The sequence below is a fragment of the Haloferax volcanii DS2 genome, from assembly GCF_000025685.1.
Lineage (GTDB): Archaea > Halobacteriota > Halobacteria > Halobacteriales > Haloferacaceae > Haloferax > Haloferax volcanii.
On the sequence record NC_013967.1, the window covers coordinates 1947292 to 1971095 of the forward strand.

Below are 23804 nucleotides of genomic sequence, written 5' to 3' on the forward strand. Positions count from 1 at the left end.
GCCGCAACAGTATTGTGTGTATTTGAACTACTACATATGTGAAATGACTATCTTAATATCAATCTATGTTGAGTATTTTTTCCAGAAGGACTGTTGAATTCTGTTACTGGTCGCTTTCTGACATATATATCCGCATATTAAACTCAAAACGGTTATAAAATATTAAATTAATATTTTTAAAATAGAATTCAATCAATACTCCGGTGCGAGATATATTTGAAAAATTATTATTCTTAGTTTAGATAATTTCTTTTCTGGTTAGTTATGCTTTAAGTACACATATCTCTTTATTCGAGTCTATGTGAATATGTGACCGGAGTTCGATGCCAGCGTAGTTCTGTTCCTCCATACCCGTCCTCCACGCTGTGAGGGGCGACGGCGCTCGGTCGCTTACAGCGTCAGTTCGAACTCGACGTCTCGCGCCGACCGACCGATTTCGATGGTGAACGGCCCTTCGAGCGCGGTCCAGCCCGCGGTCTCGTCGTACTCCGTGAACGCGAGGTCGTCGATGTCGACGTCGACGGTCACCGTCTCACCGGCCGGAATCGAAACGGCTTCGAAGCCGCCGAGTTCGCTGACGGGCCGGTCGTCGCTCGCGTTCGAGGGTCGGACGTACGCCTGCACCACCTCGCGACCCGCCCGGTCGGAGACGTTTTCGACCGTGACTTCGACGCGGCGCTCGTCGACGAGTTCCGCGCCGCGGTATTCGAACGCCGCGTAGGACAGCCCGTAGCCGAACGGATAGACGGGGTCAGCCTCGGTCGCGTCGAAGTACCGGTAGCCGACGAGCAGGTTTTCGTCGTACTGCACCTCGCCGTCGATTCCCGGGAACGTCGCGTCGTCGGTCACCGGGTAGTCTTCCTCGTTCGCGAAGGTGACCGGGAGCCGTCCCGATGGGTCGGCGTCACCGAACAGGACGGCCGCGAGCGCGTCGCCGTCGGCCTGTCCGGGGTACCACGACTCCAGAACCGCGCTCACGTCGTCGCGCCACGGGAGTTCGACGGGGCCGCTCGACTGGACGACGACGACGGTGTTGTCGTTGACCGCCGCCACGTCTTCGACGAGTTCGTCTTGCCCGCCGGGGAGCGTGAGGTCGTCGCGGTCGACCGCCTCGGCGGCGGCGTCCTCGACGACGACGACGGCGACATCGGTGTCCGCCGCCGCCGAGACCGCATCGTCGAGTGTGGGGTCCGGTCGCTGGTCGTCGCCCTCGTCGTCGCCGCCGAAGAACGAGACTTTCTCGATGGGCGGGACGCCGCGCTCGACGGTGACGCTGCCCGTCGCGCGCGCGTCGATTCCCGTCGCCGTCGGGGCTTCGTGGAGCGCGTCCATCTCCGATGACCCGCCGCCCGTCGAAATCTCCTCGACGCCGGGGCCGATGACCGCAACGTCCGCGTCGTCCGCGAGCGGGAGTGTGCCGTCGTTCTCCAGGAGGACCGTCCCGCGAGCGGCGATGGTCTCTGCGAGTTCTCGGTGGCCGTCGTCCTCGGGTGGCGATGCCGCACGGCCCCCGCCGAGCACGCCGATGCGCTCCATCTGTCGGAGTATCCGCGTGACCATGTCGTCCAGTCGCGCGTGCGGGACGTCCCCGCGTTCGACGGCTTCGCGGAGCGGGCCGCCGAAGTTGCCGGTGTTGGTCATGTCCGGCATCCCGTCCGAAACGTCCGCGGTCTCGCCGAAGACGGCGTCATCGTCGTCTTCGGGGGGTTCGAGGTCGAACATCTCCCAGAGTTCGTCGCGGGTGACGCCCGGCATTTCGAGATCCAGCCCCCCGTTGGCCGACTCGACTGTGCTGACGGCTCCGAACCAGTCGGAGACGACGTAGCCGTCGAAGCCCCACTCGCCTTTCAGCACGTCAGTGACGAGTGGGCGGTTCTCGCTCATGAACGAGTCGTTGACGCAGTTGTAGGCGGTCATGACCGACCCGGCACCGGCGTCGACGGCCGCTTTGAACCCGGGGAGGTAACACTCCCTGAGCGCACGCTCGCTGACGCTCACGTTCACCGACGCTCGGTGTGTCTCTTGGTTGTTGGCGACGTAGTGTTTCGGGGTCGCGATGACGTCGGCCGACTGGATACCCTCGACGGCCGCCCCGGCGAACGCGGCCGTGAGAACGGGGTCTTCGGAGTAGTATTCGAAGTTCCGTCCGCAGTGCGGCACCCGAATGAGGTTGAGCCCGGGACCGAGCAGCGCGTCTTGGTCGCGGGCGTTCGCCTCGCGCCCCATGGCGGCCCCCTGCTCGCGCGCGAGATTCGGGTCGAACGTCGCCGCGAGGGCGATCGACGCGGGAAACAGCGTGGCGGGCGAGCCGTTGACGCGGACCCCGAGCGGTCCGTCGGCCAGCCTGAACTCCGGAATTCCGAGTCGGTCGACGCCGGGGAGGTAGCCCGTCGCCGTTCCGTCCGGGTCGACCGCGCCGTGGACGAGTTGGATTTTCTCTTCGAGCGTGAGTTCGTCGACTACCGTCTCAACGTCGGCTTCGGCGGTTTCCATCCCTGTGGTCAAGTGCCGGCAAACGCTCATAAAACGATTGGAAATATGACTAGTATTACTCGCCGTTCGCCGCCCCGGATTTCGGGTCGAAACCGAACACTGCACTCGAACGACCGGAAGGAGAACTGCGGAGTCTCGCCTTGAAGCACCGCTGTTTCCCGTTCGGTCGAGAGACCCATCCCATCGACATCATATCCGTATTACTAGTATTTCTAAAACGGAATCGCATGCGCGGGGTCGACGCGTTCACGTTGGGACTCGACGCGATGTGTGTGTTCCCCGCGACCAAAGATTACACAAATAAGGGTGTAATCCTATCTCGTGCCCACCCGACGTTCGGTCCGTGCCCGTGTTTAGTTCGACGGTACAGGTGTGTATAAAACGGACCTCACGATTCGGTAATACCGGTATTACGATATCGCCAGCGTCTGGGTTCGGTCGCCGACGAACAGCTCGTACGCCCCGCTTTCGAGCGTCCGGGAGCCGTCCGGTTTGACGACCCGGAGGTCGTCGGCGGTGAGCGTTATCATCACCGTTCGCGTCTCGCCCGGCGAGAGCGTGACCTTCGTGAAGCCCTGCAACTCACGGACGGGCGTCACCACGGAGCTGTGTCGGTGCTCACCGAACAACTGGACCGTCTCGGTTCCCGCGCGGTCGCCGGTGTTCGTCACCGTCACCGACACGGTCACCTCGCCTCCGTCAGCGATGGTCTCCTCGGACACGTCGAGCGAGTCGTACGTGAACTCCGTGTAGCTCAGCCCGAAGCCGAATTCGAAAAGCGGGTCGTACGACGGGAGATGTTCGTCCATCCCCAACGGACTCGGATGCGGAAGCCAGTCGTATCGAACCGGGAAGTCGCCCATCGAGCGGGGGAACGTAATCGGCAGGCGACCGGACGGGTTCGTGTTCCCGACCAGCACGTCGGCAATCGCGCGACCGCCTTCGAGACCGGGGAAGAACGCGACGACGACCGCGTCGACCTGGTCGAGCACGTCCGTCAGAACCAGCGGTCGCCCGGTGACGAGCACGAGGACCGTCGGCGTGTCGGTTGCGGCCACGGCGTCCAGTAGGTCCCGCTGTGCCGGTGGCAGTTCCAGCGAGTTCCGTTGCGGGAAGCCGCCGTTCTCGCCGCGTAGCGACGCCGGGCCGAACTCGTGGAGGTACCACGGCTCACCGAGGACGGCGACCGTCGCGTCGGCGCGTTCGGCGCGACTTGCGACGGCGTCTCTCCCTGCGGACTCGTCCGAACCCACGCCCGGTTCGTACGTCACCGTCGTTCCGTCGTCGACGACGTGTTCCAAGCCGTCCCGAACGGTCGGGCCTTCGTTTTCGTCGAAGTCGAACACCGTCCAGCCGCCGAGGAGGTTATCGAGCGAGTCGGCGTTCGGCCCCGTCACGAAGAGTTCGTCCACGTCGCCCAGCGGCAGCGTCTCCTCGTCGTTCTGCAAGAGGGTCACGGACTGTCGGGCGGCTTCCCTCGACACCCGCCGGTGGTCCTCGGACCCCACGTCGATGATTGCAGACCGCGGTGAGACGTACGGGTCCTCGAACAGCCCGAGTTCGAACTTCAGCGCGAGGATGCGCCGCACGCTTCGGTCGAGTAGTGACTCCGGGAGGTCGCCCGACTCGACCAGTTCACAGAGCGTGTCCGCGTGCTGGGTTCCCCCCACGGACGCGATGTCGAGTCCGGCGGTCGCGACTTGTTCGACCGCCTCGGCGAACGATGCGGCGGTCTGGTGCCGCTCGACGAGCATCCAGACGGCGAGCCAGTCGGAACAGGTCACGCCCTCGAACCCGAGGCGGTCTCTGAGGAGGTCGGTCAGGTAGAACGTCGAGGAGTGCGCGGGTTCGTTCCCGAGCGCGTTGTACATGGGCATCACCCCCGCGACCCCCTCGTCGATGGCGCGCTCGAACGGCGGGAGGAAGACGCGTCGGAGCGTCCCCATCGAGATATCGACGGGTGCCGTGTCCTCGCCGCGGGTCGGCTCACTGCTCGCCGGGTAATGTTTCACCGTCGCCGCGACTGACGTGGGGTCGCGCAACGACTCACCTTGGAGGCCCCGCGTCTCCGCCGCGACGAACGCCTCGACGAGCGACGAGGACTCGCCGTACGTCTCGTACGTTCGCCCCCATCGGGGCTCCCGGGCGACGTCCGCGGTCGGAGCGTAGTTCTGGTTCGCGCCGGTCGCCGCCATCTCGACCGCCGTGATTCGCGCGGCGCGCTCGGCGAGGTCGGGGTTCCACGTCGCCGCCATGGCGAGATTGTGCGGGAACACGGTGGCTCCCTCGATGTGCGCGTGGCCGTGAATCGCGTCGACCGGGACGAGAAGCGGGATGCCCAGCCGCGTCTCGTTCACGGCGACGCGCTGGAGTTGATTCGCGACGCGGCCCGCGACGACGGCGGTGTTGTACGGCGAGAAGCCGGTGCCGAACGGCGTGGCCGACCCGACCTGGTGGTCGCGGATGGCGTCTTTGGCGTCATCTAACGTCGTCGTCCAAGAGGTCTCGCGCTGTAACACGGTGAACGAGCCGACGTGCAGCCCCACCATCTGCCCGGCTTTCTCCCGGAGCGTCATGCGCTCCAGCAGGTCAGCGACCCGGGCCTCGGTCGACTGACCTGAGCCCATGTATGGCGGCTGGCTGGTCATACTAGACGATGCTGTGAAACCCATATCAAACTACCTCCGATGCGGGGAAACTGTTATGCCCGCGGCGAGTAACCCGTAATACGAGTAATACACGATGTCTCTCACAGCGATATTCGACACGGATGCCACCGCCTTCCGGGAGGCCCACGCATGACTGACGACGAACCCACGGACGCCCCGGAACAAAGCCCGCTGGAGCATCAAGAAGCGCCGACCGGGCTCGCAAAGCAGTGGTCAAACCGGTCGAACCAGCAGACGACGCTCCCGAACGACGACCTCGACGTGAAATCCGAGTGGGTGGGGATAACCGTCTACCTCCCCGCGGAACTCCGCGAGGAGTTGGAGCTGGTGTTCCGAGAACACAGCCTCGAATCGAAGCGGTCGAGCGGTGCCGAGCTAAAGAAACTCCGGCACTACTACCCGCTCGTCGTCGCACTCGGTCTCGAACTGCTCGAAGACGCCGAACCGCGAGACATCGCGCCGCTTCTCTCCTACGTGATGGACCAGTACGAGACCGAACAGTAAGTTCACTATTGGGCCGGCAGATTCGACCGCGATATCGCCGCGTTCGGCGGGCTCGGCTCACTCATCGGGGTGGACCGGCGCGTCGAGGATGATTAAAGCGCTGTCGCAGGACTACTCGTCGCTCGGTCCGCGCCGGTCGACTGCGGCGCTCGCTCGTTAGGTCGTGGTGTCCTTGGTATCGAGGACCCCCGTGGTAAACACTGATTCGAGACGCGATTACCGCGAACAACCCCCTATATAGTAGTGCAAATACTATTCAATAATATCTGGAGAGAATATATTAGAAGCGACGATATAGAATATCTATTCTCAGAGCTATTTTGAAGTTTTTGACTTATATTGGTATAAATGGAGGTACACTATTCAAGTATGATGTAAGTAAGTATTTATCTGAGATTTTCCCAACTCTAGTTTGATTTCAGCAATAAAGCTATTTCTCAAAGATAGCTAATTCTCTCCATAGAAACTATACTAGCATGTATATTTGTCTGTTAACTCAGATGGCTGTATTGTTCGAATAGAGCACATATGTGGTGAAGATACTGACCGACCGGCCTGCCTCACGGTGAGTCGTTCGCGGCGGACGCCCTCCGCTCACCACTCGGCGAGTCGGCCGTCGTCGTGGTGCCAGACGGGGTTGTACCAGTTGACCTCGTCTTGGGAGCGCTCGCGGACGTACCCCTCGTCCACCTCGATACCCAACCCCGGACCGGTCGGTCGCTTGACGAAGCCGTCGTCGAGAACCAGCGTGTTGAACGTGGACTGTACGTGTGTAAGGAGTGCGATACAGTGGCGAACGCGGACGTGAATGGTGCAGAGAATATTCGACAAAAGGTACTCTCAAGTCTCGCCACGGATGGCGGTGATAGGGATAGCGGCAGGTTGGCACAGCCAGCGGTTCACCTGTTCGACCGTAGTGAGGGCCGTTTCGCCCCACGAGAACAAGTTGCTAACCGCGAACCCTAATATCCCAACTGCGGTCGGGATTCCCGCGTTGACGAGACGCTCTGCGCCTCGTTCGCACACCAGAACGCTCTGCGTTCTGGGGACGTCTTCAGGCGCGGGGAGATGTCAACGGGGTTGGAACCCCATCGCCCTGACTGCGCGCGCCAGCGGCGGCTATCGGGGTCTGCGGGCCGTCGAGTCGACTCACCGGCCGGTATCTCGAAGAGGACATCACCGGGCAGGTCATCAGCACCGCGAAATCTATTCAGGTCGACCTGACGCGGTGAGTCGCGACGCTGTCGAGGGCGGTTTCGAGGCATTCGAGTGCGAGGTCGAGTTCGCGGTCGGTCACGTCGAGCGGCGGCAGGAGGCGAAGCGACCGCTTACCGCAGCCGAGCGTGAGAAGCCCCTCGGACAGCGCGGCCTCGAGGACCTCGTCGCGACGGTCCTTGGTATCGAATTCGACGGCAGTCATCAGCCCGAGGCCACGCACGTCAGTGAGACAGGGGGTCCGCTCGGCGAGCCGAGAGAGGTCCGAGCGGAACCGCGTGCCCTTTTCGGTCGCGTTCGCCATGAGGTCCTGTTCCTGAATGACGTCGAGCGTCAGCGTGCCCTGAATCGACGCGAGGATGTCGCCCGCACCCCACGTCGATGACAGTCGCGCTTCGGTGTCGGGGAACAGCGCTTCGTTCGCCACCGTCGCGCCGACCCGAAGCGCCTTCGCGCTGGTGATGACATCCGGTTCGAGGTCGTAGTGGTCCGAGGCCCACAGTTCGCCGGTCCGACCCACGCCGGACTGAATCTCGTCGGCGATGACGGGGATGTCGTGTTCGTCGCAGATGGCCTGTACCTCGCGCATGAACGCCTCGCTCGGGACGTGGTAGCCGCCTTCGCCCTGAACGGGTTCGAGGATGAGGAACGCCACTTGGTCGGCGGGGAGGTGACCGTGGGTATCGTCGAGTTTGTCGCGCAGCGTTTCGAGGCCCGCCATCGAGTACGGCACGTCGTGGATGCCGCTCACTTCGGGGAACTTGCGGCGGTGGACGGACTTCGAGCGGTTGAGCGAGAGCGCGCCGAGAGTGCGGCCGTGGAACGCCCCGTCGAAGGTGATGCCGTACTTCGGGGTCTCGCAGGCGTCGTAACAGATTTTGATGGCGTTTTCGACCGCTTCGGCCCCGGAGTTCGACAGGAACACCGTGTCGAGGCCGTAGTGGTCGGTGAGGTCGGTCAGGCGGTCCATGAGGTGGGCCGGCCCGGGCAGCGACGCCGTCTCGGGCGACCCGCCGGTGCTCACGTAGAAGTCCTGACCCGCGATTTTCATCGGGTCGACGAGGTCGAGGTCGTCGAGGCGGGACCGCAGTTCGGGGTTGTTGTAGCCGAGCGGCGCGGCCGCGACGTGGCTCGTGAAGTCCAGCAACACGTTGCCGTCGGGGTCGGTACAGAACGGCCCGACGGCGTCTTTGGTGATATCCCACACGAACTCGTAGACGTACGTGCTCGTCGCGGCGGTCGACTGGTGATACTCGACCCACTCTGAGGCCTTCGGTCCCGGGAGCGACGTGACGGTCGGCTCGACTGAGTCTCGATCCATACGAACACCCTGGTGGACAATGTAACATAAAACTACCTAGAAAAATGAGTAACGTCTTCAAAGATGGGTCTCGGTAGCCGAACGTCTGATTATCTGGGGAAGTTGTTTGATAATAACGAACTATATCGGAGCGTGCGAACGCGTCGCAGATCGCGAATCGGCGGCGGTTCGCGCCGAGGGCGCTCCTCGTGAGGTGACTCGCCACGCGCCGGAGTCGCGCGACGTTTGGAATCGTCAAAGTCCGGCTCACCGGGACGGGTCGAACGTGGTCGTTTCGAGGTTCACCTCGATGATGTTCGCCGCCTGCATCACGAGTTCGGGGATTTCCGAGCGAAAGCGGTCCCCGGAGAGTCGACTCGTCGGCGCGGTGACGCTGACCGCCCCGCAGACGTCGCCGTCGACGCCGCGAATCGGTGCACCGATAGAGCGCATGCCGCGAAGCTCCTCTTCGTCGTTGACCGCGTAGCCCCGCTCGCGAATCTCCTCGAGTTCGTCGAACAGGCGGTCGGCGTCGGAGATGGTGTTGTCGGTCTGCTCGACGAGCCCCTGGTCGTCGACGATGTCGCGGACGCGGTCGTCGTCGAAGTGGCCGAGCATCGCCTTCCCGGTCGCCGTACAATGGAGGTACTGCGGGGCCTCGCGCATCCGGAGGTGGTAGTCGGTCGCGACCGCGTTGTCGCCGCGACTCTCGTAGATGGTCACCTCCTTGCCGCGGGAGACGACCGTCAGGTGGACGTACTCGCTGGTCGTCTCGGCGAGTTTGTCCACCTCGACCTGTCCCGCGCGGTACAGCGGCGTCTCGTTGCGCACGGTTTCGCCCATCGTGACCAGTCGGAGGCCGAGGCGGTAGCGGCCGTCGACCTTCGCCACGAGTCCCTCCGCTTCGAGCGTCGCGAGATAGGTGTGGACGGTCCCCTTCGAGGCGTCGAGTTCGTCGCAGACGTCGCTGAACGTCGGGTCGGACCGCCGCTGTATCGCGGCCAGAATCTCGCTCGCCGTCTGTACGGATTTGATTCGACGCGGGCCGTCCGCGGGGCGACTGTCGTCCATACGACCCCGAACTCGGTGGAGTGCTATTAGTTCTGTTATATCAAACTGCGATTCGACTGACATCCCCGTTTGTCCGCTCTAGTCGCTATCTTGTTTGACTTTATCAAACATTCGCTGGTGAAATCTCCAAATAAAAATTTATATGGGACATTCATGATTGTTCGAGTGGTATGGACTGTCAACCATCTGGCCGCCGCCGGGATGCGCCCGCGGTGGACCGGGTGCGAGCGCGCACGTATCGGCTTCCAACGACGGTCGGTGAACGCGGACCGACGGCACGCGCCGACCGCGCCGGTCCGGTCTCGGGCGGCCTCGGCCGCGGAACCCCGACGGGGCGGGCGGGCGACGGACCGCGACCGGTGGAGGTGTCACGATGGGGTTAGCGTTCGAGCCCCGCCTGTACGAGGAACTTGACGCCGACGACCGACCCTCGCTGCTCGAAGCGTTGGTCCCCGTCTTCGGGATGCTCGTCTTCCTCGGCGTCGGCATCGTCGTCTACGGCCTCGACCCGCAGTTCCCCCTGTTTTGGGGCATCAGCTTCACCGGTTTGTTCAGTCGGTACTGGCTGGGCATCTCCTGGGCGGAGCTCTACGACGGCATCACCGACAGCCTCCACATGGGGATTCAGGTCATCCTCATCATGTTCGTCGTCTACGCGCTCATCGCGACGTGGGTCGCCGCGGGGACGATTCCGAGCCTGATGTACTACGGCCTCGACCTGCTGACGCCGACGATTTTCCTGCCCATCACGGCGGTGCTCGCGTCGATCGTCACGTTCGCAATCGGGTCGTCGTGGACGGCCGCCGGCACGCTCGGCGTCTCGTTTATCGGCATCGGCGCCGGGTTGGGGATTCCGGCCCCGATGACCGCGGGGGCCATCCTCTCGGGGGCGTACATGGGCGACAAACAGTCGCCGCTGTCGGACACGACGAACCTCGCGGCCGCCGTCACGAACACCGACCTGTTCGACCACGTCAACGCCATGCGCGACAGTTCCCTCGTCGCGTTCGGCATCGCCGTCGTGCTGTACGCCGTCCTCGGCGTCCAAGCCTCCGGAAACATCCCGGTGGGACGCATCGCCGAGATTCAGGGCGCGCTCACCGGGTCGTACGCGATCTCGGTGCTCACTTTCGCCCCGCTCGTCGTCACGTTCGGCCTCGCGCTCTACGGCGTGCCCGCGTTGCCGACGCTCGGCGCGGGCGTGTTCGCGGGCGCACTCACGTCGGTCGTGATGCAGGGAACCGCGTTCGGGGCCGTGTGGTCCATCGCGCAGTCGGGAACCTCGCCGTCGACCGGGATGGAACTCGTCGACGGCCTGCTGGCCAGCGGCGGGATGATCGGCGGCGCGTGGGTGGTCACCATCGCCATCGCGGCGCTGTCGCTCGGCGGGATGCTCGAACGCGCCGGCATCCTCGCCGTGCTCGCACACCACCTCGGCCGGCTGAGCCGCGGTGTCGCGAGTCTCACCGGCGTGACCGCCGTCTCCGCGGTGTCGATGAACGTCCTCGCCGCCGAGCAGTACATCAGTATCGTCGTCCCCGGCATCACGCTCCGGAACCTCTACGAGGAACAGGGACTCCAAAGCGAGAACCTCTCGCGGGCTATCGAGTCCGCGGGGACGACGACGAGCGCGCTCATCCCGTGGAACAGCGGGGCGCTGTTCATGGCCGGCACGCTCGGCGTCGGTACCCTCGAGTACGCGCCGTACTACTTCTTCGGCCTGCTGTCGCCGCTCGTCTTGCTCCTCATGGGCGTGACCGGGTGGCAGATTACCTACCAGCCGGGCGAAGCCCCCGGGGACGCCGGCGACCGTCGCGGCTCGCCCTCGTCGACCGACGACTGACGAGGACCCGCACCTACAAACTCCCTCCCGCGACGAGTTCCTCGACCCGCGCGTGGTCGAACAGCTGTTCGTCGGCCCCGAAGTCGGGGTAGTCGTCGCCGTCCTCGTAGGTCGGCCACGCGCCGAACCGCTCGGGATAGAGCTGTTTGGCCGTCATCTCGGTCTGGAACAGGTTCATCAGCGGCCCCTGCCACCGGGTCCCCTGCGGGTAGACGCGGTCGTTCCGGACGGCCGCCAGTTCGCGGCCGACCGGGTCGTCCCGGAGGTTCTGTTTCAGCCCGTCGAAGTCGAACGTCTCCGTGACCGTCCACAGCGCGAGAATCACGTCGGGGTCGGCTTCGAGAAGCGCCTCCACGTCGACCTCCTGGAACGGCCCCGTGAACTCTTCGTCACCGAAGGCGTCGACCGCGCCGAGCGGCCGGGTGTGGGCGTTCCAGTAGCCGGGCGCGTTCAGGCGGAGCAGATAGATGCTCGACAGGTCCGTCGAGATGGAGAGGTACGCGGCGGTCGGGCGCTCGGACTCCGGCGGCAGGCCGTCTTCGACGGTAGTGAGCTGGTCGTCGCGGACGGACTGGAGCGCTTCGTAGCGCTCGCGTTCGCCGTACAGCGACGCGACGCGCTCGAACAGCTCCCAGAGGTCGTAATACTCGTAGCCGTCGGCCCACTCTTCGGGCGGCGCGGCGTTGAAGTTACTGTAATAGTTCCCGAACCACGGGCCGATGTTGTCCGCGACTTCGTCGGTGTCGGATCGGTTCCAGTTGTCCTGCGTGGTCACCCACGCGGGGTCGACGAGGTGGAGGTCGCTGTCGAGTTCGTACAGTCGCTCCTTCGTGAAGCCGTACTCGCCCGCCGCGTCCGCCCACTCGATTTCGAAGCCGTCGAAGCCGGCGGTGAAGTATTCGAGCCCCGCGACGGTGCCGTCCCACCAGAGGTTGTTGACGGTGTCGCCCTGCCCGAGCGCGCTCGCCATGTCCGGGAACCACGGGAAGTGGGTGAACACGTTCGTCGGCGGTTCGTCCAACGTGACCGTCCCGACCGGCGACAACTCGGCCGCGTAGCCCGATTCGGCCGTCTCGGTCGCCGTCTCGGTGGCTTCCGCCTCGGCCTCCGTCGCCGTGGCGGTCTCGGTCGCCGTCGTCGTCGCGCCGTCGCCCGACTGCCCGGCACAGCCAGCGAGCGCTCCGCCACCGAAAAGCGCCCCGCCGTACTTCAGGTAATCTCTCCGCGTCGGTTCCGCGTTCTCGTCAGCGTCGTCCAGCATACGAATTAGGCCAGCCTAAAACAATATAGCTGCTTCGAAATTTAGTCCGGCCTAAAACTGAGTGATACGACGGTCCGCGTCCGGGAGTCGACCGGGACTCCGCCGCCGCCCGCGTCGGCGTCGGGTTAGGGCTCCGATACGCCGACGACCTGCTTGCCGATGTTGTCGCCGGAGAACAGTCCGAGGAACGCGTCGGGCGCGTTCTCCAGCCCGTCGACGACGGTTTCGCGGTGTTCGAGGTCGCCCGACGCGACCCACGACCCGAGCTGTTCGCTGGCCTGTCCGAAGCGGGTGGCGTAGTCACCGACCAGCAGCCCTTGGACTTTCGCGCGCGGCGCGATGAGCTGCGGGAGCTTTCGCGGGCCGGTCGGTACGCCCTCGTCGTTGTAGTGGGCGATTTGCCCGCAGACGGCGACGCGAGCGTCGAGGTTCAGCTTCGTGAACACCGCGTCGGTGATGGGGCCGCCGACGTTGTCGAAGTAGACGTCGACGCCGTCGGGGGCGGCGTCGTCGAGCGCCGCCCGGTAGTCGTCGACCGCCTTGTAGTTGATTGCGGCGTCGAAGCCGAGGTCGTCGGTGAGCCACGACACCTTTTCGTCGGAGCCGGCGAAGCCGACGACGCGACAGCCGTTGAACTTCGCAATCTGGCCGACGACGGAGCCGACCGCGCCGGCCGCGCCGGACACGACGACCGTCTCGCCGGGCGAGGGGTCGCCCACCTCGAGCAGGCCGAAGTACGCCGTCCGGCCGGGCATCCCGAGCACGCCGAGATAGGCGGGGAGGTCCGCGACCGAGGGGTCGACGGGCGCGACGTTGTCGGCGTCGAGGACGGTGTAGTCGGCCCACGTCCCGTTACCGCTCACGAGGTCGCCCGCGTCGTACGCGTCGCTTTCGCTCTCGACGACTTCACCGACGACGGCCCCCTGCATCGGGTCACCGACCGACCACGGCTCGGCGTACGACTCCGCGTCCCGCATCCGGCCGCGCATGTACGGGTCGACAGAGAGGTACCGCACGCGAACGAGGAGCTCCCCGTGTCGCGGCTCCGGCAGGTCGCCCTCGCGGAGTTCGAAACTGTCCATGTCCGGTTCTTCCTCGGGCCGTTCGGCGAATATCCACTGGCGGTTCGAATCGCGCATACGTGAACACCGACCTGCGGACCAACGACGGTGTTGCTTCCAGCAGCACCCGCCGGTTCGACGAGGGATATCGGGTGTCGGGGTCGGTGCTCCACCGCGACGAGTCGCGCACGTCACCTTCGCTGAACCCAGTCCCTATCTGGCCGGGGGGACTACGGGACAGCGAACGATGCAGGTCGCAGTCATCGGCGCGAACGGCGGTATCGGCCGAGAGCTACTCCCCCGACTCGCGGACGCCGGGCACGACCCCGTCGGCGTCGTCCGCGACGAATCGCAGTTCGAGGCGGTCCGCGACCGCGGCGGTGAGCCGCGACTGGGCGACCTCGAAGGCGACTTCGAATCGGCGCTCGACGGGGCCGACGCGGTCGTGTTCACCGCCGGCTCCGGCGGGTCGACCGGCGCGGACAAGACGCTCATGGTCGACCTCTGGGGCGCTCGGCGCGTGGTCGACGCCTGCGTCGAGGCGGGTATCGACCGCTTCGTGATGATTAGCTCCACCGGCGCGGGCGACCCGCTTTCGGGCCCGGAGGCGCTGCGCCCGTATCTGGTCGCCAAGCGCTGCGCGGACGACTACCTCGAACAGTCGTCGCTCGACGCGACGATTCTCCGCCCCACGAGGCTCACCGACGCAGAGGGCACCGGCTCCGTCTCGCTGACCGTCGAGAGTCTCGACGGCGACACGCCCGAGATTCCGCGGGCCGACGTCGCACAGGCGGTCGTCGCCAGTCTCGATATCGACCGGACGGTCGGCGAGACGCTGACGCTCACGGGCGGCGACACGACCATCGAGCGGGCGCTCCGCGGGGACGACTGAGTCGGTGAGGCACCCGCGGCCGCGGCGCAATCGGACCGCAATCACGCGGTTTCATACCCTTCCGCCGAGCAGCTAGCGAAACCGTGAGTACGACTGACGACACGACGGGCACGCGACGCGAGACACTGGGCATCGTCGTCGGCTTCTTCCTGCTTTCGACGGCGGCCGCGGCCTACGAAATCGCCCCGGCGAGCGTCTTTCCGGCCATTCAGGACTCCCTCGGACTGAGTTCGAGCGCGGCGGGCTGGCTCGTCAGCATCATGTACGCGACGGCGGTCGTCACGAGCGTCCCCGTCGGCGTCGTCCTCGACCGGTTTTCCGTGCGCCGCGTGGTCGGACTGGCGACCGTCGCGCTCGTCGTCGCCGGCGGCTGGGGCTGGTACGCGGCCACCGCCGGCGCGTTCGGCTGGCTCCTCGCCTCGCGGGTGCTCGGCGGACTCGCCTACGTCACGTTCTGGAACGCGGGCGCGAACGTCGTCGGCAACGCGGTCCCGCCGGCACGGCGCGCGACCGCGGTCGGCGTGTTCACCGCGAGTGCGCCCGTCGGGTTCGCCCTCGGGCAGTTCGGGAGCCCGCTCATCGCAAACGCGGCGGGCTGGCCCGCGATTCTCCCGCTTTACGCCGGGGTCGCCGTCGTCGGCGTCGTGTTCTTCGCGGCCGCGACTCGCCGCCGCGTCCCCGGTGTCGACGCGCCGTCCCCCGACGGGGCGGCACTCCGCGAACTGTTCGGCAGCCTGGCGGTCTGGACCGTCTGCGGGCTCTGTTTTCTCGCCTACTCGCTGTACCTGTTCGTCAACACCTGGCTGCCGAGCTTCCTCGCCAGCGAGTTCGAAATCTCGTTGGCGGCGAGCGGTCTCCTGACCGCTCTGTTCCCCGCCATCGGCGCGGTCGCGCGGTCGACGAGCGGCGTGGTGACCGACCGCGTGTTCGGCGGTCGTCGCCGCCGCGTCATCGTCTCGTCGTTCGCCGTCGCCACGCCGGCGGTCGTCGCGTTCGCGTTCGTCTCGGAACTCGGCTACGTCGTCGGTGCGGTCGTCGTCGTCGGCTTCGCCATCCAACTCGTGACGGGGCTCATCTTCTCGTACATCGCCGAACTCGTCGCCCCCGCGGTGCGGACCACGGCCGTCTCACTCCTGACGAGCGTCGGACTCCTCGGCGCGTTCGCCGCCCCCATCGCCGCCGGCGCGATTATCGACTACGCGGGATACGCACCGGCGTTCTTCGCCGCGGGCGGGGTCGCCCTCGTCGGCGTGCTCTTGGCGCTCCGTGCACCGGAACCGAGTCGGGTGTAGGCCCACCGTTGCGTCGTGTTTTCTCCCACAGCCATCGCCCCCGCTCTCGCGTCTATTTATGTATTAACTATCCAGTTAGCTTATGTATAGGGCAACCCGACGAATAGATATGGCTCGCGCAGTCAACCCCGTTCGAACCGACTACTCGAACATCCAAATGGGTCTCATGGGGACGCTCATCGTCGCTGGAATCGCGGTCCTCATGATCCCGTTCGCGCCGTTCATCCTCCTCGGACTGGTGTGGCGGCTGTTCCACTAGGCGCGCCGACCTCCCGCCAGGCCGCAGTTCGACACGTGTTTTTTGACCGCCTGACCGTCAGGTGTGCCGCGACACCCCCGATTGCACTCGAATTTGTGGATAACTGGGGCCTCAGTTCTGCCCCAGTTCGGCCAACGGTTATCGGCCCGACGACGAACCAGTCGGTCGGCTGCTGACGCGGCGGCAGGCGCTCGCGGTCGGCGGGACGGCCGCGGCGGCGTGGCTCGCCGGCTGTACGTCCGGCGGTGACGCCGAGGGGACAGACACCGAGAACGCGACGAGCACCGAGACGACCGCGTCGCCCGCGATGTCGACCGACGACCCGGACTACCCGGCGACGGGGACCATGACCGATACGTCGGTCACGACGAGCGACGGGACGACCGCCTGCGTCGCCCAGCCCGAACTGACCGAAGGGCCGTACTACGTCGACGAGAACCTCCGGCGCTCGGACATCCGGGCGGACAGCGACACCGGCGAGCAGGAAGACGGCGTCAGGCTCGACCTCGGATTCAAGGTGTTCGAACTGACCGAAGACAGCTGTACGCCCCTCGATAACGCCATCGTCGACGTGTGGCACGCCAACGCCAGCGGCGTCTACTCCGACGTGGAGATGCAGAACACCGTCGGACAGGACTTCCTCCGCGGGATTCAGCTCACCGACGACGCCGGTGCGGCCTCGTTCACGACCATCTATCCCGGCTGGTACACGGGGCGTGCCGTCCACATTCACTTCAAGGTCCGCTCGTCGGACGACGCGACGGAGGCCTACGAGTTCACCTCGCAGTTGTTCTTCGACGACGATCTCACCGACCGGGTGTACACCCAAGCGCCGTACGCCGACCGCGGCGACCGCGACACGCTGAACTCGGAGGACAACATCTTCCAACAGGACAACGCGGCACAGTTGGTCCTCGACCTCACCGAGACGAGCGAGGGCTACAGCGGCACGCTCAACGTGGCGCTGTACACGTCCGGCGAGACGGCCGCGGACGACTCGTTTTCGGCCGGTGGCGGCGGCCCGGGCGAGCCACCGAACGGGTCCGAGCCATCGAGCGACTCCAACCCGCCGGCCACGATGAACGACACGACGACCGAGTAGTCGTCGCGCCGATCGCTGGCGAATCCGTCGTGACGCGCGACGCCCTCGTCGGCGACGGCGCTCGTCTCTCGGTCGCGACGCGTGCCGTGACTCCCCCGGTTCGACGCCAGAAACACCAATATAGAATATATATCAGAAATATATAGTAGGCAGAGGCATTGGTATGATAGTATATCCTCGAAAACACCGATATCAGCGTTTGAAACTGGCAGGAAGCTCAGATAACATCACCGGACGTCAAATCGCGAGTCTCCGACTATCTGAAATCTGAATCGCCGTCTGATACCATTTACAGTGCGACTATCCGGAATACCCTTCGAACTCTCGAACTATCCACTAAATCATAGGATATCTGAATGATACCAGAAATCATCATATTTCTGTCTTAGAACCGGTAGGGGAATCGCGACCGATTCCGCGAGGCCGCTCCCCTCCACGGTCGAAGCACCGACGCGGTTGCAGGCGGCTTTGTAGTCACTCGTCTCGCCCACTACGTCGTCGGGCGTCGAATCGGCCACGAGTCCGAGCGGTCGTCTACGTATCGAGGTCGAAGTCGTTCCGGACGAGTTCGACGAGTCGCTCGACGGCCTGTTCGCCGTCGTTACCGTCGGCGGTGATGACGATTTCCTCGTCCGGGCCGACACCGAGCGAGAGAACGGCGATACTGCTTTTGGCGTCTACCTCCGTCTCCCCGCCGGCTTTCCGCACGGAGATGTCCGTCTCGAACTTCGACGCCGTCTGGACGAACATCGACGCGGGACGCGCGTGGAGACCAGTCTCGTGCTCTACGACTACTGTCGCTGATTTCGCTGCCATCCGTGCGGGCATTTCCCACGCCGGTACTAAGGCTTTTCCGCTAGGCGAGCGCCTTTGCCGGCGGACGCGGACTCGACGCCGGCGCTCGCCGAGGCGGCTCTCAGCGCCGAGACCCGCGAGGACGTGCGAGCGCTCGTCGACTGAGAACTGGAGGAGAGTGGAATGGAGTGAAGTGGAGTACTGGTCGCTCGCTCGTCGTGAAGCACCACTCCGCGGCGTCGTCTTCTCCCTTTCAGCCGTCGAAATCGACGCAGCGCTCGACGACGAGGTCGAGCAGGCCGTCGGCGTCGCGGCGCTTCGTCAGTTCGGCGAACTCCTCGGCCTGGAAGAGTTTCGCGAGGTTCGAGAGGAACGACGAGTACCCGTCGGTGTCTGTCACGAGGAGTAACACGACGACTTCGGCGTCGACGCGCTCGTCGGGGTTGTCCATGCTCCGGAACGCTATCGACTCGCCCGCGGGCGGCAGTCCGAGGAGCACGGCCTGTTCTGTGACGTGGTCGGGGTCGGCGTGGGGGATGGCGATACCGAACCCCATCGTCGGGATGTCGAGTCCCGTCGGGTAATCGGCTTCGCGTGCCAGAAGGGCGTCCGCGTAGCTCTTGTCGGCCCAGCCTTGGTCGTAGGCGTACGCGCCGAGTTCCGTGAGGACCGCTTCGTCCGTCTCGCCAGTCAGTTCGAGGCTTTCGGTTTGCATCGATGAGTCGTACGCGGGTCTCCGAGAAAAGTGTTGGTACCGGTTCGCCGGCGATGCCGCAAAACGCGGCGACTCGTCGCGGTCGAGTCGCGGACACCGACGGGTAACTGCGCGGTCAGTCGTCGGAGCGACCCTCTGCGCCCGAGGCGTCGACGGTCGAGCCGAGTTTGTTGGGCAGGAGGCCGCCGCCTTTGCCGGTGTGACGACGTTCGACGGTCTCCCGCGCTTTCTCTTCGGACGCGCCGGCGACCATGTACATCCGCTGGGGCCACATCCGAAGCGCGACCCAGATGCCGAGGACGACGACGAGTCCGACCGCGAGGGCGACCGGTGCCGGGATGAGGGCCAGAATGCCCGTCGCGGGCGACCCCGCGTCAGCGACGGGCGACGTGATGAGCCCGCGACCACCGAGGTCGAAGCCCGCGCTCCCAGCCGCCTGCGTCAGGAGCGGAGCCACCGCGGAGGAGATGTAGTGCAGCGGAACCAGCAGGATGGTGCCCGTGACGACCATCTTCACGATGTTGCCGTTCATGATAGGGACCATCAGCGCGAAGAAGAACGGGAACGTCGCCAGGTCGATTCCCCACAGCACGTCGTTGCCGGGGAGGATAATCGACATCACGATGGCGATGGGGACGATGAGCAGGCTGGACGCGATGACCGACTCGTGGCCGATGAGGATGGCCGAGTCGAGGCCGATCGCCATGTCGCGGTCTTCGAACCGCGAGGTCATGTAGTTCCGAATCGACTCCGAAAGCGGCGTCAGCCCCTCCATGAGGATGCCGACCATCATCGGGAGGATGTGCATCACCGCGGCGAACGAGATGCCGGCGGTGAGGATGGCGTACCAGCTCTCGGCGACGAAGAGCGCGTTACTGTAGGCGGCGATACCGATGACGAGCCCGATGGCGAGGCCGACGAAGATTGGTTCGCCGAGGATGCCGAACCGGTCTTGAATCGCGTCGGGGTCGGCTTCGATGTTCCCGAGCGGCGTCTTATCCACCGCCCAGTGAATCGGAATCGCGGCGACGGCGTAGGGTGCCGAGGTCCCGTGCGGAATGGAGATTCCGGGCGTGTCGAACGTCTCCTCGACGGCCGGTTGCGTCCAGTCCGCGGCCACGAGGACGAACAGCCCCAGCGTCAGCCCGACCGCCACCGAGTACAGCCAGTTGTTCGTGCTCATGTAGACCAGTCCGCCGATGAAGGCGAAGTGCCAGTAGTTCCAGATGTCCACGTTGAGCGTGTACGTGAAGCCGATAGCGAAGAGGACGAGGTTCATCACCACGAACAGCGGAATCATCCAGACGCCGAGTTCCGCGATACCGAAGGCGATGGCGGCGGCGGCGGGCCAGCCGACGTCGACCGCTGGAAGCGTGACACCGGTCACCTCGACCATCTGTTGGGCCAGCGGGCTGATGTTCTCGCTGAACAGCCCGATGACGAGATTGATGCCGATGAACCCGATACCGATGAGGATGGACGAGCGCGCCGCCTTCAACACGTCCACCCGGAACGCGAGCGCGATGAGGAAGATGATTATCGGCAGGAGGACGCTCACGCCCAACGATTGGATTACGCTGTTGATAGAATTCAACAGGGAACTCACACCACTCTGTAAGAATACGTCTGGTACTACCATGTTATTAACTCACAACCCTGTCTCAGAATGAGAGTGTCTCTACATAAATGTTGCTGTCATTCGTGAAGATTCGTGTCGGCGACGTATCGGTCAGCCTTCGAGCGCCGCGGCGATGTCGTCGAGGACCTCGTCTTGGCCGATACCGGTCATGAACGCCGTCGTGTGGATGACCGGGACGTCGAACTTGTCTTCGTTGAGTTGCGTCGTGGTGACGATGAGGTCGAAGTTCCCCGACGAGACCTTGCCGGGGGCTTCCGTCGCCTTCGCCTTGGCGATGGTCCCGATGTCGAGGCCGCGCTCCGGGAGCTTCTCTTTCAGCGCTTCCTTGACGACCGTCGACGTCGCAACCGATGTGCCACACACTACGAGGATGTTTTTCGCTGTCATTGTCGTGTATTGCACATCATCGATGACCACTAAAAAGATTGCGCCGGTCCGACGCGCCGCAGTCCCGAGTGGAGCGAGACGGGACGGTCTGCCGTCGGCGGCCGTCTCAGGGGAAACTCGTGGCGATGTCGCGGAGGAGCGGCTCCGGCTCCGACGCGAGCGACACGGCCGACGCGGCACCGGTCGCGTGACCTCCCTGTTCGAAGGCGAGGCGGACGTCTTCGGCGGTCGAGATGCCGCCGCCGACGAGGACGCGAGTGCGCGGATTCTCCCTCTCGACCATCGACATGAAGTCGCGAACGCGGTCGGGGTGCGTCTGCGTAATCGCGCGGTCCGACGAGATGTCCTCGGGCATCTCGTATATCATCGAGTCGGGGTCGAACTCCGCGACCGCGCGACCCATCTCGATGCTGTCGACGCAGACGACCGAGTCGAGGTCCAGGTCGCGACAGCGCTCGGTTTTCCACACGAGGTCGGACAGCGTGTCGCGGTTCTCCGCGTGGTTGATGACGACGCCGTCGGCCCCCGCGTCTGCGACGGTCTCCGGGAGGATTTTCCCCATCCCGCGACCGGGCTCGACGGCGTCCATCGCGGGCGCGGTGACGGCGAGGTCGGTGTGTTCGGTTATCAGCCGGATGTCCGGCAGTTGCGGCGTCAACACGAAGCGCGCGTCGGTCTCCGCCTCTATCGTTTCGAGCAGCCGCGCGAACGCGAGCGCGTCCTCGCCGCTCGTGTCCGGATACACCTTGAAGTTGACCTGAAAGTGGGGGTACGGAAGGTTCATCAGTGGGTCCGGGGATTACCTCGGGGAGTCATAATAGCGTCTCCGCCTCCTCGATAGTCGCGCCCTCGTGGACGATGGCCGAGAGCGCGTCGATGATGGCCGCGGGGTCGTCCCGCTGCCAGACGTTCCGGCCGAACATCACGCCCTGCGAACCGGCCTCGACGGCACCGTGGACCATCTCCAGTACCTCTCGGTCCGTCTCGACGGTGGGGCCGCCGGCGATGTACGTCGGCACCGGCGCGTTGTGCACGATGCGCTCGAAGCCCGTGGGCGGGTACGGCGTCTTCAGGATGTCCGCGCCGAGTTCGAAGCCGAGGCGGTTGGCGTTGACGAGGTAGTCGGTGTCGAACTCGTCGTCAGCGCGCTGGCCCCAGAGTGTGGGCTCGACGATGAGCGGAATCCCCGCGTCGTCGCAGTCCTCGGCCGCGGCCGCGACGAACTCGGCGTTCTCCTTCAGCACGTCGGGACTCTCCCGCCCGAAGACGAGCGCGACTTTCGCGGCGTCGGCCACCTCGGCGCAGTCCTCGACGCTGAACACCTGAGAGTGGATTTCGGCGTTCTCGACGTCGCCCGGCATCGTTGAGTCGTACAGGAGGTCGAGCGTGCCGATGGTGTGGACGTCGGCGGCGTCGATTCGGTCCTCGAAGCGCTTCAGAAACGGCACGCTCGCCAGGATACCGTCGGGGCCGGCGTCCAACACCGTGTCGAGGAGCGCCGCGGGGTCCTCGAACCCCTCAAGCGAACCCCAATGGAGGCCGTGGTCGATGGCGACAGTCACCGATCGTCCGAGTCGTTGGTCCGTCATGGTTATCGTAGAATCGTCGTGGTAATCGTTCGCTCGCGCGGGCCGCACAGTTCGAAGAACATGACCTCTTCCCAGGTCCCGAGGTCGAGCTCCCCGTCGCGGAGGACGAGAAGGACCGGTCGCTTGATCATCGCGGAGATGAGGTGCGCGTGGGCGTTCGGCTGCTCGCCCGCGGTGATGTGGTCGAGGTCGTGGTAGTAGCCGTCGTCCGGGGGGGCTATCTGCTTGAACTTGTCTATCATGTCGTCGAGGAGCTTCTCTTCGTACTCGTTGGTCGAGAGCGCCGCAGACGTGTGGGGCGTCGACACGTACACGAGTCCATCGGTCACGCCGAGGTCCTCGATGGTCGCTTCCACCTCGGGAGTGACGCTCAGAATCTCGAACCTGCTGTGGCTCTCGATGGAGAAGCTCTCTGTCTGTATCTCCATACACCGTAGCTCAGGGAGTGAGCGTAAATAGTTTTTGCCGACAATCTCCCGAACGCCGCACAGCGACCGTTAGGCGGCAGATATCTTGGGCTCTCCCTTCTACAACCACCGTTCGGACGGTGTCGGTGGTTCGCTCCACTGTCTCACCGAGTCGAACAGTTGTTCTGCTCGGTGGAACAAACTATTTACGTTGCCTCGACGACACGCAGTTATGACAGAAAACGCGCCCAACCGGATCGAAACGAGTCGGAAGACGATTCGGGTGCTCGACGCGCTTCGAGAACACGGGTCGAGCAGTGTGACGTTCCTCGCGCGGGAACTCGGGATGAACAAGAGCACGGTTCACAACCACCTCAGCACGCTCGAAGCCGAGAAGTTCGTCGTCCGCGACGGGACCGATTACGAACTGAGTCTCCGCCTGCTCGGGTTCGGGGGATACGTACAGCACCGCCACCCGCTGTATCAGGTGGCGAAGCGGGAGGTCCACCGGTTGGCGTCCCAGACTGGTGAGCTCGCGAACCTGATGGTCGAGGAGTACGGACAGGGCGTCTATCTCGCCTCCGAACAGGGTGAGCGGGCGGTCGATTTAGACATCTACCCCGGCCTCAGACGGCCGCTCCACGCCATCGGTCTCGGAAAGGCGATACTGGCGCACCTCCCGTCCGAGCGCGTCGACGAAATCATCGAGGAACACGGCCTTCCCGCGGAGACCGACCAGACGATTACCGACAGAGCGGAACTCGACGCACAGTTGGCGACGGTCCGTGACCGGGGCTATGCCGTGGACAACGAGGAACTCATCAGAGGGCTCCGATGCGTTGGCGCACCCATCATCGCGAAAGACGGGACCGTCTTGGGTGCAATCAGCGTCTCGCAACCCGTCAGCCGCATGAATAACGAGCGGTTCACCGACGAGGTTCCCGACATCGTCCAGAGCGCCGCCAACGTCATCGAACTCCACACGAATCACTAAGAATTACAAGAATACCGTTGTAATGAGCGTCTCGACGGCTCTTGCAAGTCGCCGCCGGCTCTGATGGTGCTGTTCAGTTAGTGTGAACACTAGTTCTTAAATACAGAATACATGCTACTCCAACAATAATTACGGTCTATCTGATTATGTCTCTTCTCTCTGCGGTTATCTAATTGTATTCTCCCGAACCGGAGCCATTTGTCACCCAGATATGCTCTTCGCTAGAGCGTATGCTAACTATTGCCAACGGAACCCCGCTGTTGCCAGTCGGCCGAACTGCGCCCTCGCGCCCTCGTCGAGGTACCATCCTCGGAAG

At 64.4% G+C, this 23804-nt stretch carries 21 protein-coding genes and 3 pseudogenes; 9 read left to right on the forward strand and 15 right to left on the reverse strand.

What is annotated here, in order from left to right; translation table 11 throughout:
• Nucleotides 1-390: 390 nt before the first annotated feature.
• Together HVO_RS14735 and HVO_RS14740 are read right to left on the reverse strand one after the other, a co-directional pair.
• The gene (locus HVO_RS14735; RefSeq protein WP_004041970.1) at nucleotides 391-2493 is read right to left on the reverse strand and encodes a beta-glucosidase; all 2103 of its coding nucleotides are present in this window, start codon (nucleotides 2491-2493) and stop codon (nucleotides 391-393) included.
• 410 nt (nucleotides 2494-2903) lie between these two features.
• Nucleotides 2904-5120: a glycoside hydrolase family 3 N-terminal domain-containing protein gene (locus HVO_RS14740; RefSeq protein WP_004041971.1), complete on the reverse strand. Its 2217-nt coding sequence runs from the start codon at nucleotides 5118-5120 to the stop codon at nucleotides 2904-2906.
• 171 nt (nucleotides 5121-5291) lie between these two features.
• Here HVO_RS14740 and HVO_RS14745 point away from each other — a divergent pair, with 171 nt between their 5' ends.
• Nucleotides 5292-5666: a hypothetical protein gene (locus HVO_RS14745; RefSeq protein ID WP_004041972.1), complete on the forward strand. Its 375-nt coding sequence runs from the start codon at nucleotides 5292-5294 to the stop codon at nucleotides 5664-5666.
• Nucleotides 5667-6260: 594 nt separating this feature from the next.
• Here the strand turns inward: HVO_RS14745 and HVO_RS21575 are convergent.
• Nucleotides 6261-6404, reverse strand: a pseudogene (locus tag HVO_RS21575) (galactonate dehydratase); the annotation flags it as partial.
• Here HVO_RS21575 and HVO_RS21310 point away from each other — a divergent pair.
• Both HVO_RS21310 and HVO_RS21580 read left to right on the forward strand, forming a co-directional pair.
• Nucleotides 6405-6632, forward strand: a pseudogene (locus HVO_RS21310) (transposase); the annotation flags it as partial.
• Between the two features lie 149 nt (nucleotides 6633-6781).
• Nucleotides 6782-6898, forward strand: a pseudogene (locus HVO_RS21580) (IclR family transcriptional regulator); the annotation flags it as partial.
• Here the strand turns inward: HVO_RS21580 and HVO_RS14755 are convergent.
• Together HVO_RS14755 and HVO_RS14760 are read right to left on the reverse strand one after the other, a co-directional pair.
• Entirely contained in the window at nucleotides 6877-8202 is a 1326-nt protein-coding gene (locus HVO_RS14755) for a class-III pyridoxal-phosphate-dependent aminotransferase (RefSeq protein WP_004041975.1), read from the reverse strand. The pseudogene HVO_RS21580 and the gene HVO_RS14755 overlap by 22 nt on opposite strands.
• 246 nt (nucleotides 8203-8448) lie before the next feature.
• Entirely contained in the window at nucleotides 8449-9252 is an 804-nt protein-coding gene (locus tag HVO_RS14760; protein WP_004041976.1) for an IclR family transcriptional regulator, read from the reverse strand.
• Between the two features lie 373 nt (nucleotides 9253-9625).
• On the opposite strand from HVO_RS14760, the gene arcD reads away from it, so the two are divergent.
• Nucleotides 9626-11095, forward strand: a complete 1470-nt coding sequence (gene arcD, locus HVO_RS14765; RefSeq protein WP_004041977.1) for an arginine/ornithine antiporter ArcD — start codon at nucleotides 9626-9628, stop codon at nucleotides 11093-11095.
• A 13-nt stretch (nucleotides 11096-11108) separates the two neighbouring features.
• Here arcD and HVO_RS14770 read toward each other — a convergent pair whose 3' ends face one another.
• Nucleotides 11109-12356 carry an ABC transporter substrate-binding protein gene (locus tag HVO_RS14770; RefSeq protein WP_004041978.1) on the reverse strand — a complete coding sequence of 416 codons (1248 nt, stop codon included), beginning with the start codon at nucleotides 12354-12356 and terminating at the stop codon, nucleotides 11109-11111.
• Nucleotides 12357-12481: 125 nt separating this feature from the next.
• On the reverse strand, nucleotides 12482-13495 hold the full coding sequence (locus tag HVO_RS14775) for an NADP-dependent oxidoreductase (RefSeq protein ID WP_004041979.1): 1014 nt from the start codon (nucleotides 13493-13495) through the stop codon (nucleotides 12482-12484).
• Nucleotides 13496-13664: 169 nt separating this feature from the next.
• Here HVO_RS14775 and HVO_RS14780 point away from each other — a divergent pair, with 169 nt between their 5' ends.
• The 4 genes from HVO_RS14780 (at nucleotide 13665) to HVO_RS14790 (ending at nucleotide 16962) form a co-directional block, all read left to right on the forward strand.
• Nucleotides 13665-14309 (forward strand): SDR family oxidoreductase, encoded by a 645-nt coding sequence (locus HVO_RS14780; RefSeq protein WP_004041980.1) that lies wholly within the window; start codon nucleotides 13665-13667, stop codon nucleotides 14307-14309.
• A gap of 83 nt (nucleotides 14310-14392) precedes the next feature.
• Complete coding sequence (locus HVO_RS14785) at nucleotides 14393-15601, forward strand: MFS transporter (protein ID WP_004041981.1); 1209 nt, start codon at nucleotides 14393-14395, stop codon at nucleotides 15599-15601.
• Nucleotides 15602-15710: 109 nt separating this feature from the next.
• Nucleotides 15711-15860: a DUF7535 family protein gene (locus tag HVO_RS21030; RefSeq protein ID WP_004041982.1), complete on the forward strand. Its 150-nt coding sequence runs from the start codon at nucleotides 15711-15713 to the stop codon at nucleotides 15858-15860.
• Nucleotides 15861-16167: 307 nt separating this feature from the next.
• Nucleotides 16168-16962 carry an intradiol ring-cleavage dioxygenase gene (locus tag HVO_RS14790; RefSeq protein WP_004041983.1) on the forward strand — a complete coding sequence of 265 codons (795 nt, stop codon included), beginning with the start codon at nucleotides 16168-16170 and terminating at the stop codon, nucleotides 16960-16962.
• Between the two features lie 341 nt (nucleotides 16963-17303).
• Here HVO_RS14790 and HVO_RS21035 read toward each other — a convergent pair whose 3' ends face one another.
• The 8 genes from HVO_RS21035 to HVO_RS14825 all read right to left on the reverse strand — a co-directional run bounded on the left by HVO_RS21035 (nucleotide 17304) and on the right by HVO_RS14825 (nucleotide 22515).
• Nucleotides 17304-17480 (reverse strand): hypothetical protein, encoded by a 177-nt coding sequence (locus HVO_RS21035; RefSeq protein WP_013035606.1) that lies wholly within the window; start codon nucleotides 17478-17480, stop codon nucleotides 17304-17306.
• A gap of 16 nt (nucleotides 17481-17496) precedes the next feature.
• A complete protein-coding gene (locus HVO_RS14795) occupies nucleotides 17497-17778 on the reverse strand; it encodes an HPr family phosphocarrier protein (protein WP_013035533.1) in 282 nt (93 codons plus the stop codon).
• Between the two features lie 232 nt (nucleotides 17779-18010).
• Complete coding sequence (locus tag HVO_RS14800; RefSeq protein WP_004041985.1) at nucleotides 18011-18472, reverse strand: PTS sugar transporter subunit IIA; 462 nt, start codon at nucleotides 18470-18472, stop codon at nucleotides 18011-18013.
• Nucleotides 18473-18587: 115 nt separating this feature from the next.
• The gene (locus HVO_RS14805; protein ID WP_004041986.1) at nucleotides 18588-20030 is read right to left on the reverse strand and encodes a PTS galactitol transporter subunit IIC; all 1443 of its coding nucleotides are present in this window, start codon (nucleotides 20028-20030) and stop codon (nucleotides 18588-18590) included.
• 171 nt (nucleotides 20031-20201) lie between these two features.
• Entirely contained in the window at nucleotides 20202-20498 is a 297-nt protein-coding gene (locus HVO_RS14810; RefSeq protein ID WP_004041987.1) for a PTS sugar transporter subunit IIB, read from the reverse strand.
• 106 nt (nucleotides 20499-20604) lie between these two features.
• Nucleotides 20605-21282: a triose-phosphate isomerase gene (locus HVO_RS14815; RefSeq protein WP_004041988.1), complete on the reverse strand. Its 678-nt coding sequence runs from the start codon at nucleotides 21280-21282 to the stop codon at nucleotides 20605-20607.
• 28 nt (nucleotides 21283-21310) lie between these two features.
• Complete coding sequence (locus HVO_RS14820; RefSeq protein WP_004041989.1) at nucleotides 21311-22087, reverse strand: class I fructose-bisphosphate aldolase; 777 nt, start codon at nucleotides 22085-22087, stop codon at nucleotides 21311-21313.
• 2 nt (nucleotides 22088-22089) lie between these two features.
• On the reverse strand, nucleotides 22090-22515 hold the full coding sequence (locus HVO_RS14825; RefSeq protein ID WP_004041990.1) for a secondary thiamine-phosphate synthase enzyme YjbQ: 426 nt from the start codon (nucleotides 22513-22515) through the stop codon (nucleotides 22090-22092).
• Nucleotides 22516-22726: 211 nt separating this feature from the next.
• Between HVO_RS14825 and HVO_RS14830 the strand changes: the two genes are divergently transcribed.
• Entirely contained in the window at nucleotides 22727-23488 is a 762-nt protein-coding gene (locus HVO_RS14830) for an IclR family transcriptional regulator (protein ID WP_004041991.1), read from the forward strand.
• The last annotated feature ends 316 nt before the right edge of the window (nucleotides 23489-23804 follow it).

Excerpts from the sequence above, each read along its gene's own strand:
- HVO_RS14735 (WP_004041970.1), bottom strand. The coding sequence starts at position 2,493 with ATGGAAACCGCCGAAGCCGACGTTGAGACGGTAGTCGACGAACTCACG.
- HVO_RS14740 (WP_004041971.1), bottom strand. The coding sequence starts at position 5,120 with ATGGGCTCAGGTCAGTCGACCGAGGCCCGGGTCGCTGACCTGCTGGAG.
- HVO_RS14745 (WP_004041972.1), top strand. The coding sequence starts at position 5,292 with ATGACTGACGACGAACCCACGGACGCCCCGGAACAAAGCCCGCTGGAG.
- HVO_RS14755 (WP_004041975.1), bottom strand. The coding sequence starts at position 8,202 with ATGGATCGAGACTCAGTCGAGCCGACCGTCACGTCGCTCCCGGGACCG.
- HVO_RS14760 (WP_004041976.1), bottom strand. The coding sequence starts at position 9,252 with ATGGACGACAGTCGCCCCGCGGACGGCCCGCGTCGAATCAAATCCGTA.
- arcD (WP_004041977.1), top strand. The coding sequence starts at position 9,626 with ATGGGGTTAGCGTTCGAGCCCCGCCTGTACGAGGAACTTGACGCCGAC.
- HVO_RS14770 (WP_004041978.1), bottom strand. The coding sequence starts at position 12,356 with ATGCTGGACGACGCTGACGAGAACGCGGAACCGACGCGGAGAGATTAC.
- HVO_RS14775 (WP_004041979.1), bottom strand. The coding sequence starts at position 13,495 with ATGCGCGATTCGAACCGCCAGTGGATATTCGCCGAACGGCCCGAGGAA.
- HVO_RS14780 (WP_004041980.1), top strand. The coding sequence starts at position 13,665 with ATGCAGGTCGCAGTCATCGGCGCGAACGGCGGTATCGGCCGAGAGCTA.
- HVO_RS21030 (WP_004041982.1), top strand. The coding sequence starts at position 15,711 with ATGGCTCGCGCAGTCAACCCCGTTCGAACCGACTACTCGAACATCCAA.
- HVO_RS14790 (WP_004041983.1), top strand. The coding sequence starts at position 16,168 with ATGTCGACCGACGACCCGGACTACCCGGCGACGGGGACCATGACCGAT.
- HVO_RS14795 (WP_013035533.1), bottom strand. The coding sequence starts at position 17,778 with ATGGCAGCGAAATCAGCGACAGTAGTCGTAGAGCACGAGACTGGTCTC.
- HVO_RS14800 (WP_004041985.1), bottom strand. The coding sequence starts at position 18,472 with ATGCAAACCGAAAGCCTCGAACTGACTGGCGAGACGGACGAAGCGGTC.
- HVO_RS14810 (WP_004041987.1), bottom strand. The coding sequence starts at position 20,498 with ATGACAGCGAAAAACATCCTCGTAGTGTGTGGCACATCGGTTGCGACG.
- HVO_RS14815 (WP_004041988.1), bottom strand. The coding sequence starts at position 21,282 with ATGAACCTTCCGTACCCCCACTTTCAGGTCAACTTCAAGGTGTATCCG.
- HVO_RS14820 (WP_004041989.1), bottom strand. The coding sequence starts at position 22,087 with ATGACGGACCAACGACTCGGACGATCGGTGACTGTCGCCATCGACCAC.
- HVO_RS14825 (WP_004041990.1), bottom strand. The coding sequence starts at position 22,515 with ATGGAGATACAGACAGAGAGCTTCTCCATCGAGAGCCACAGCAGGTTC.
- HVO_RS14830 (WP_004041991.1), top strand. The coding sequence starts at position 22,727 with ATGACAGAAAACGCGCCCAACCGGATCGAAACGAGTCGGAAGACGATT.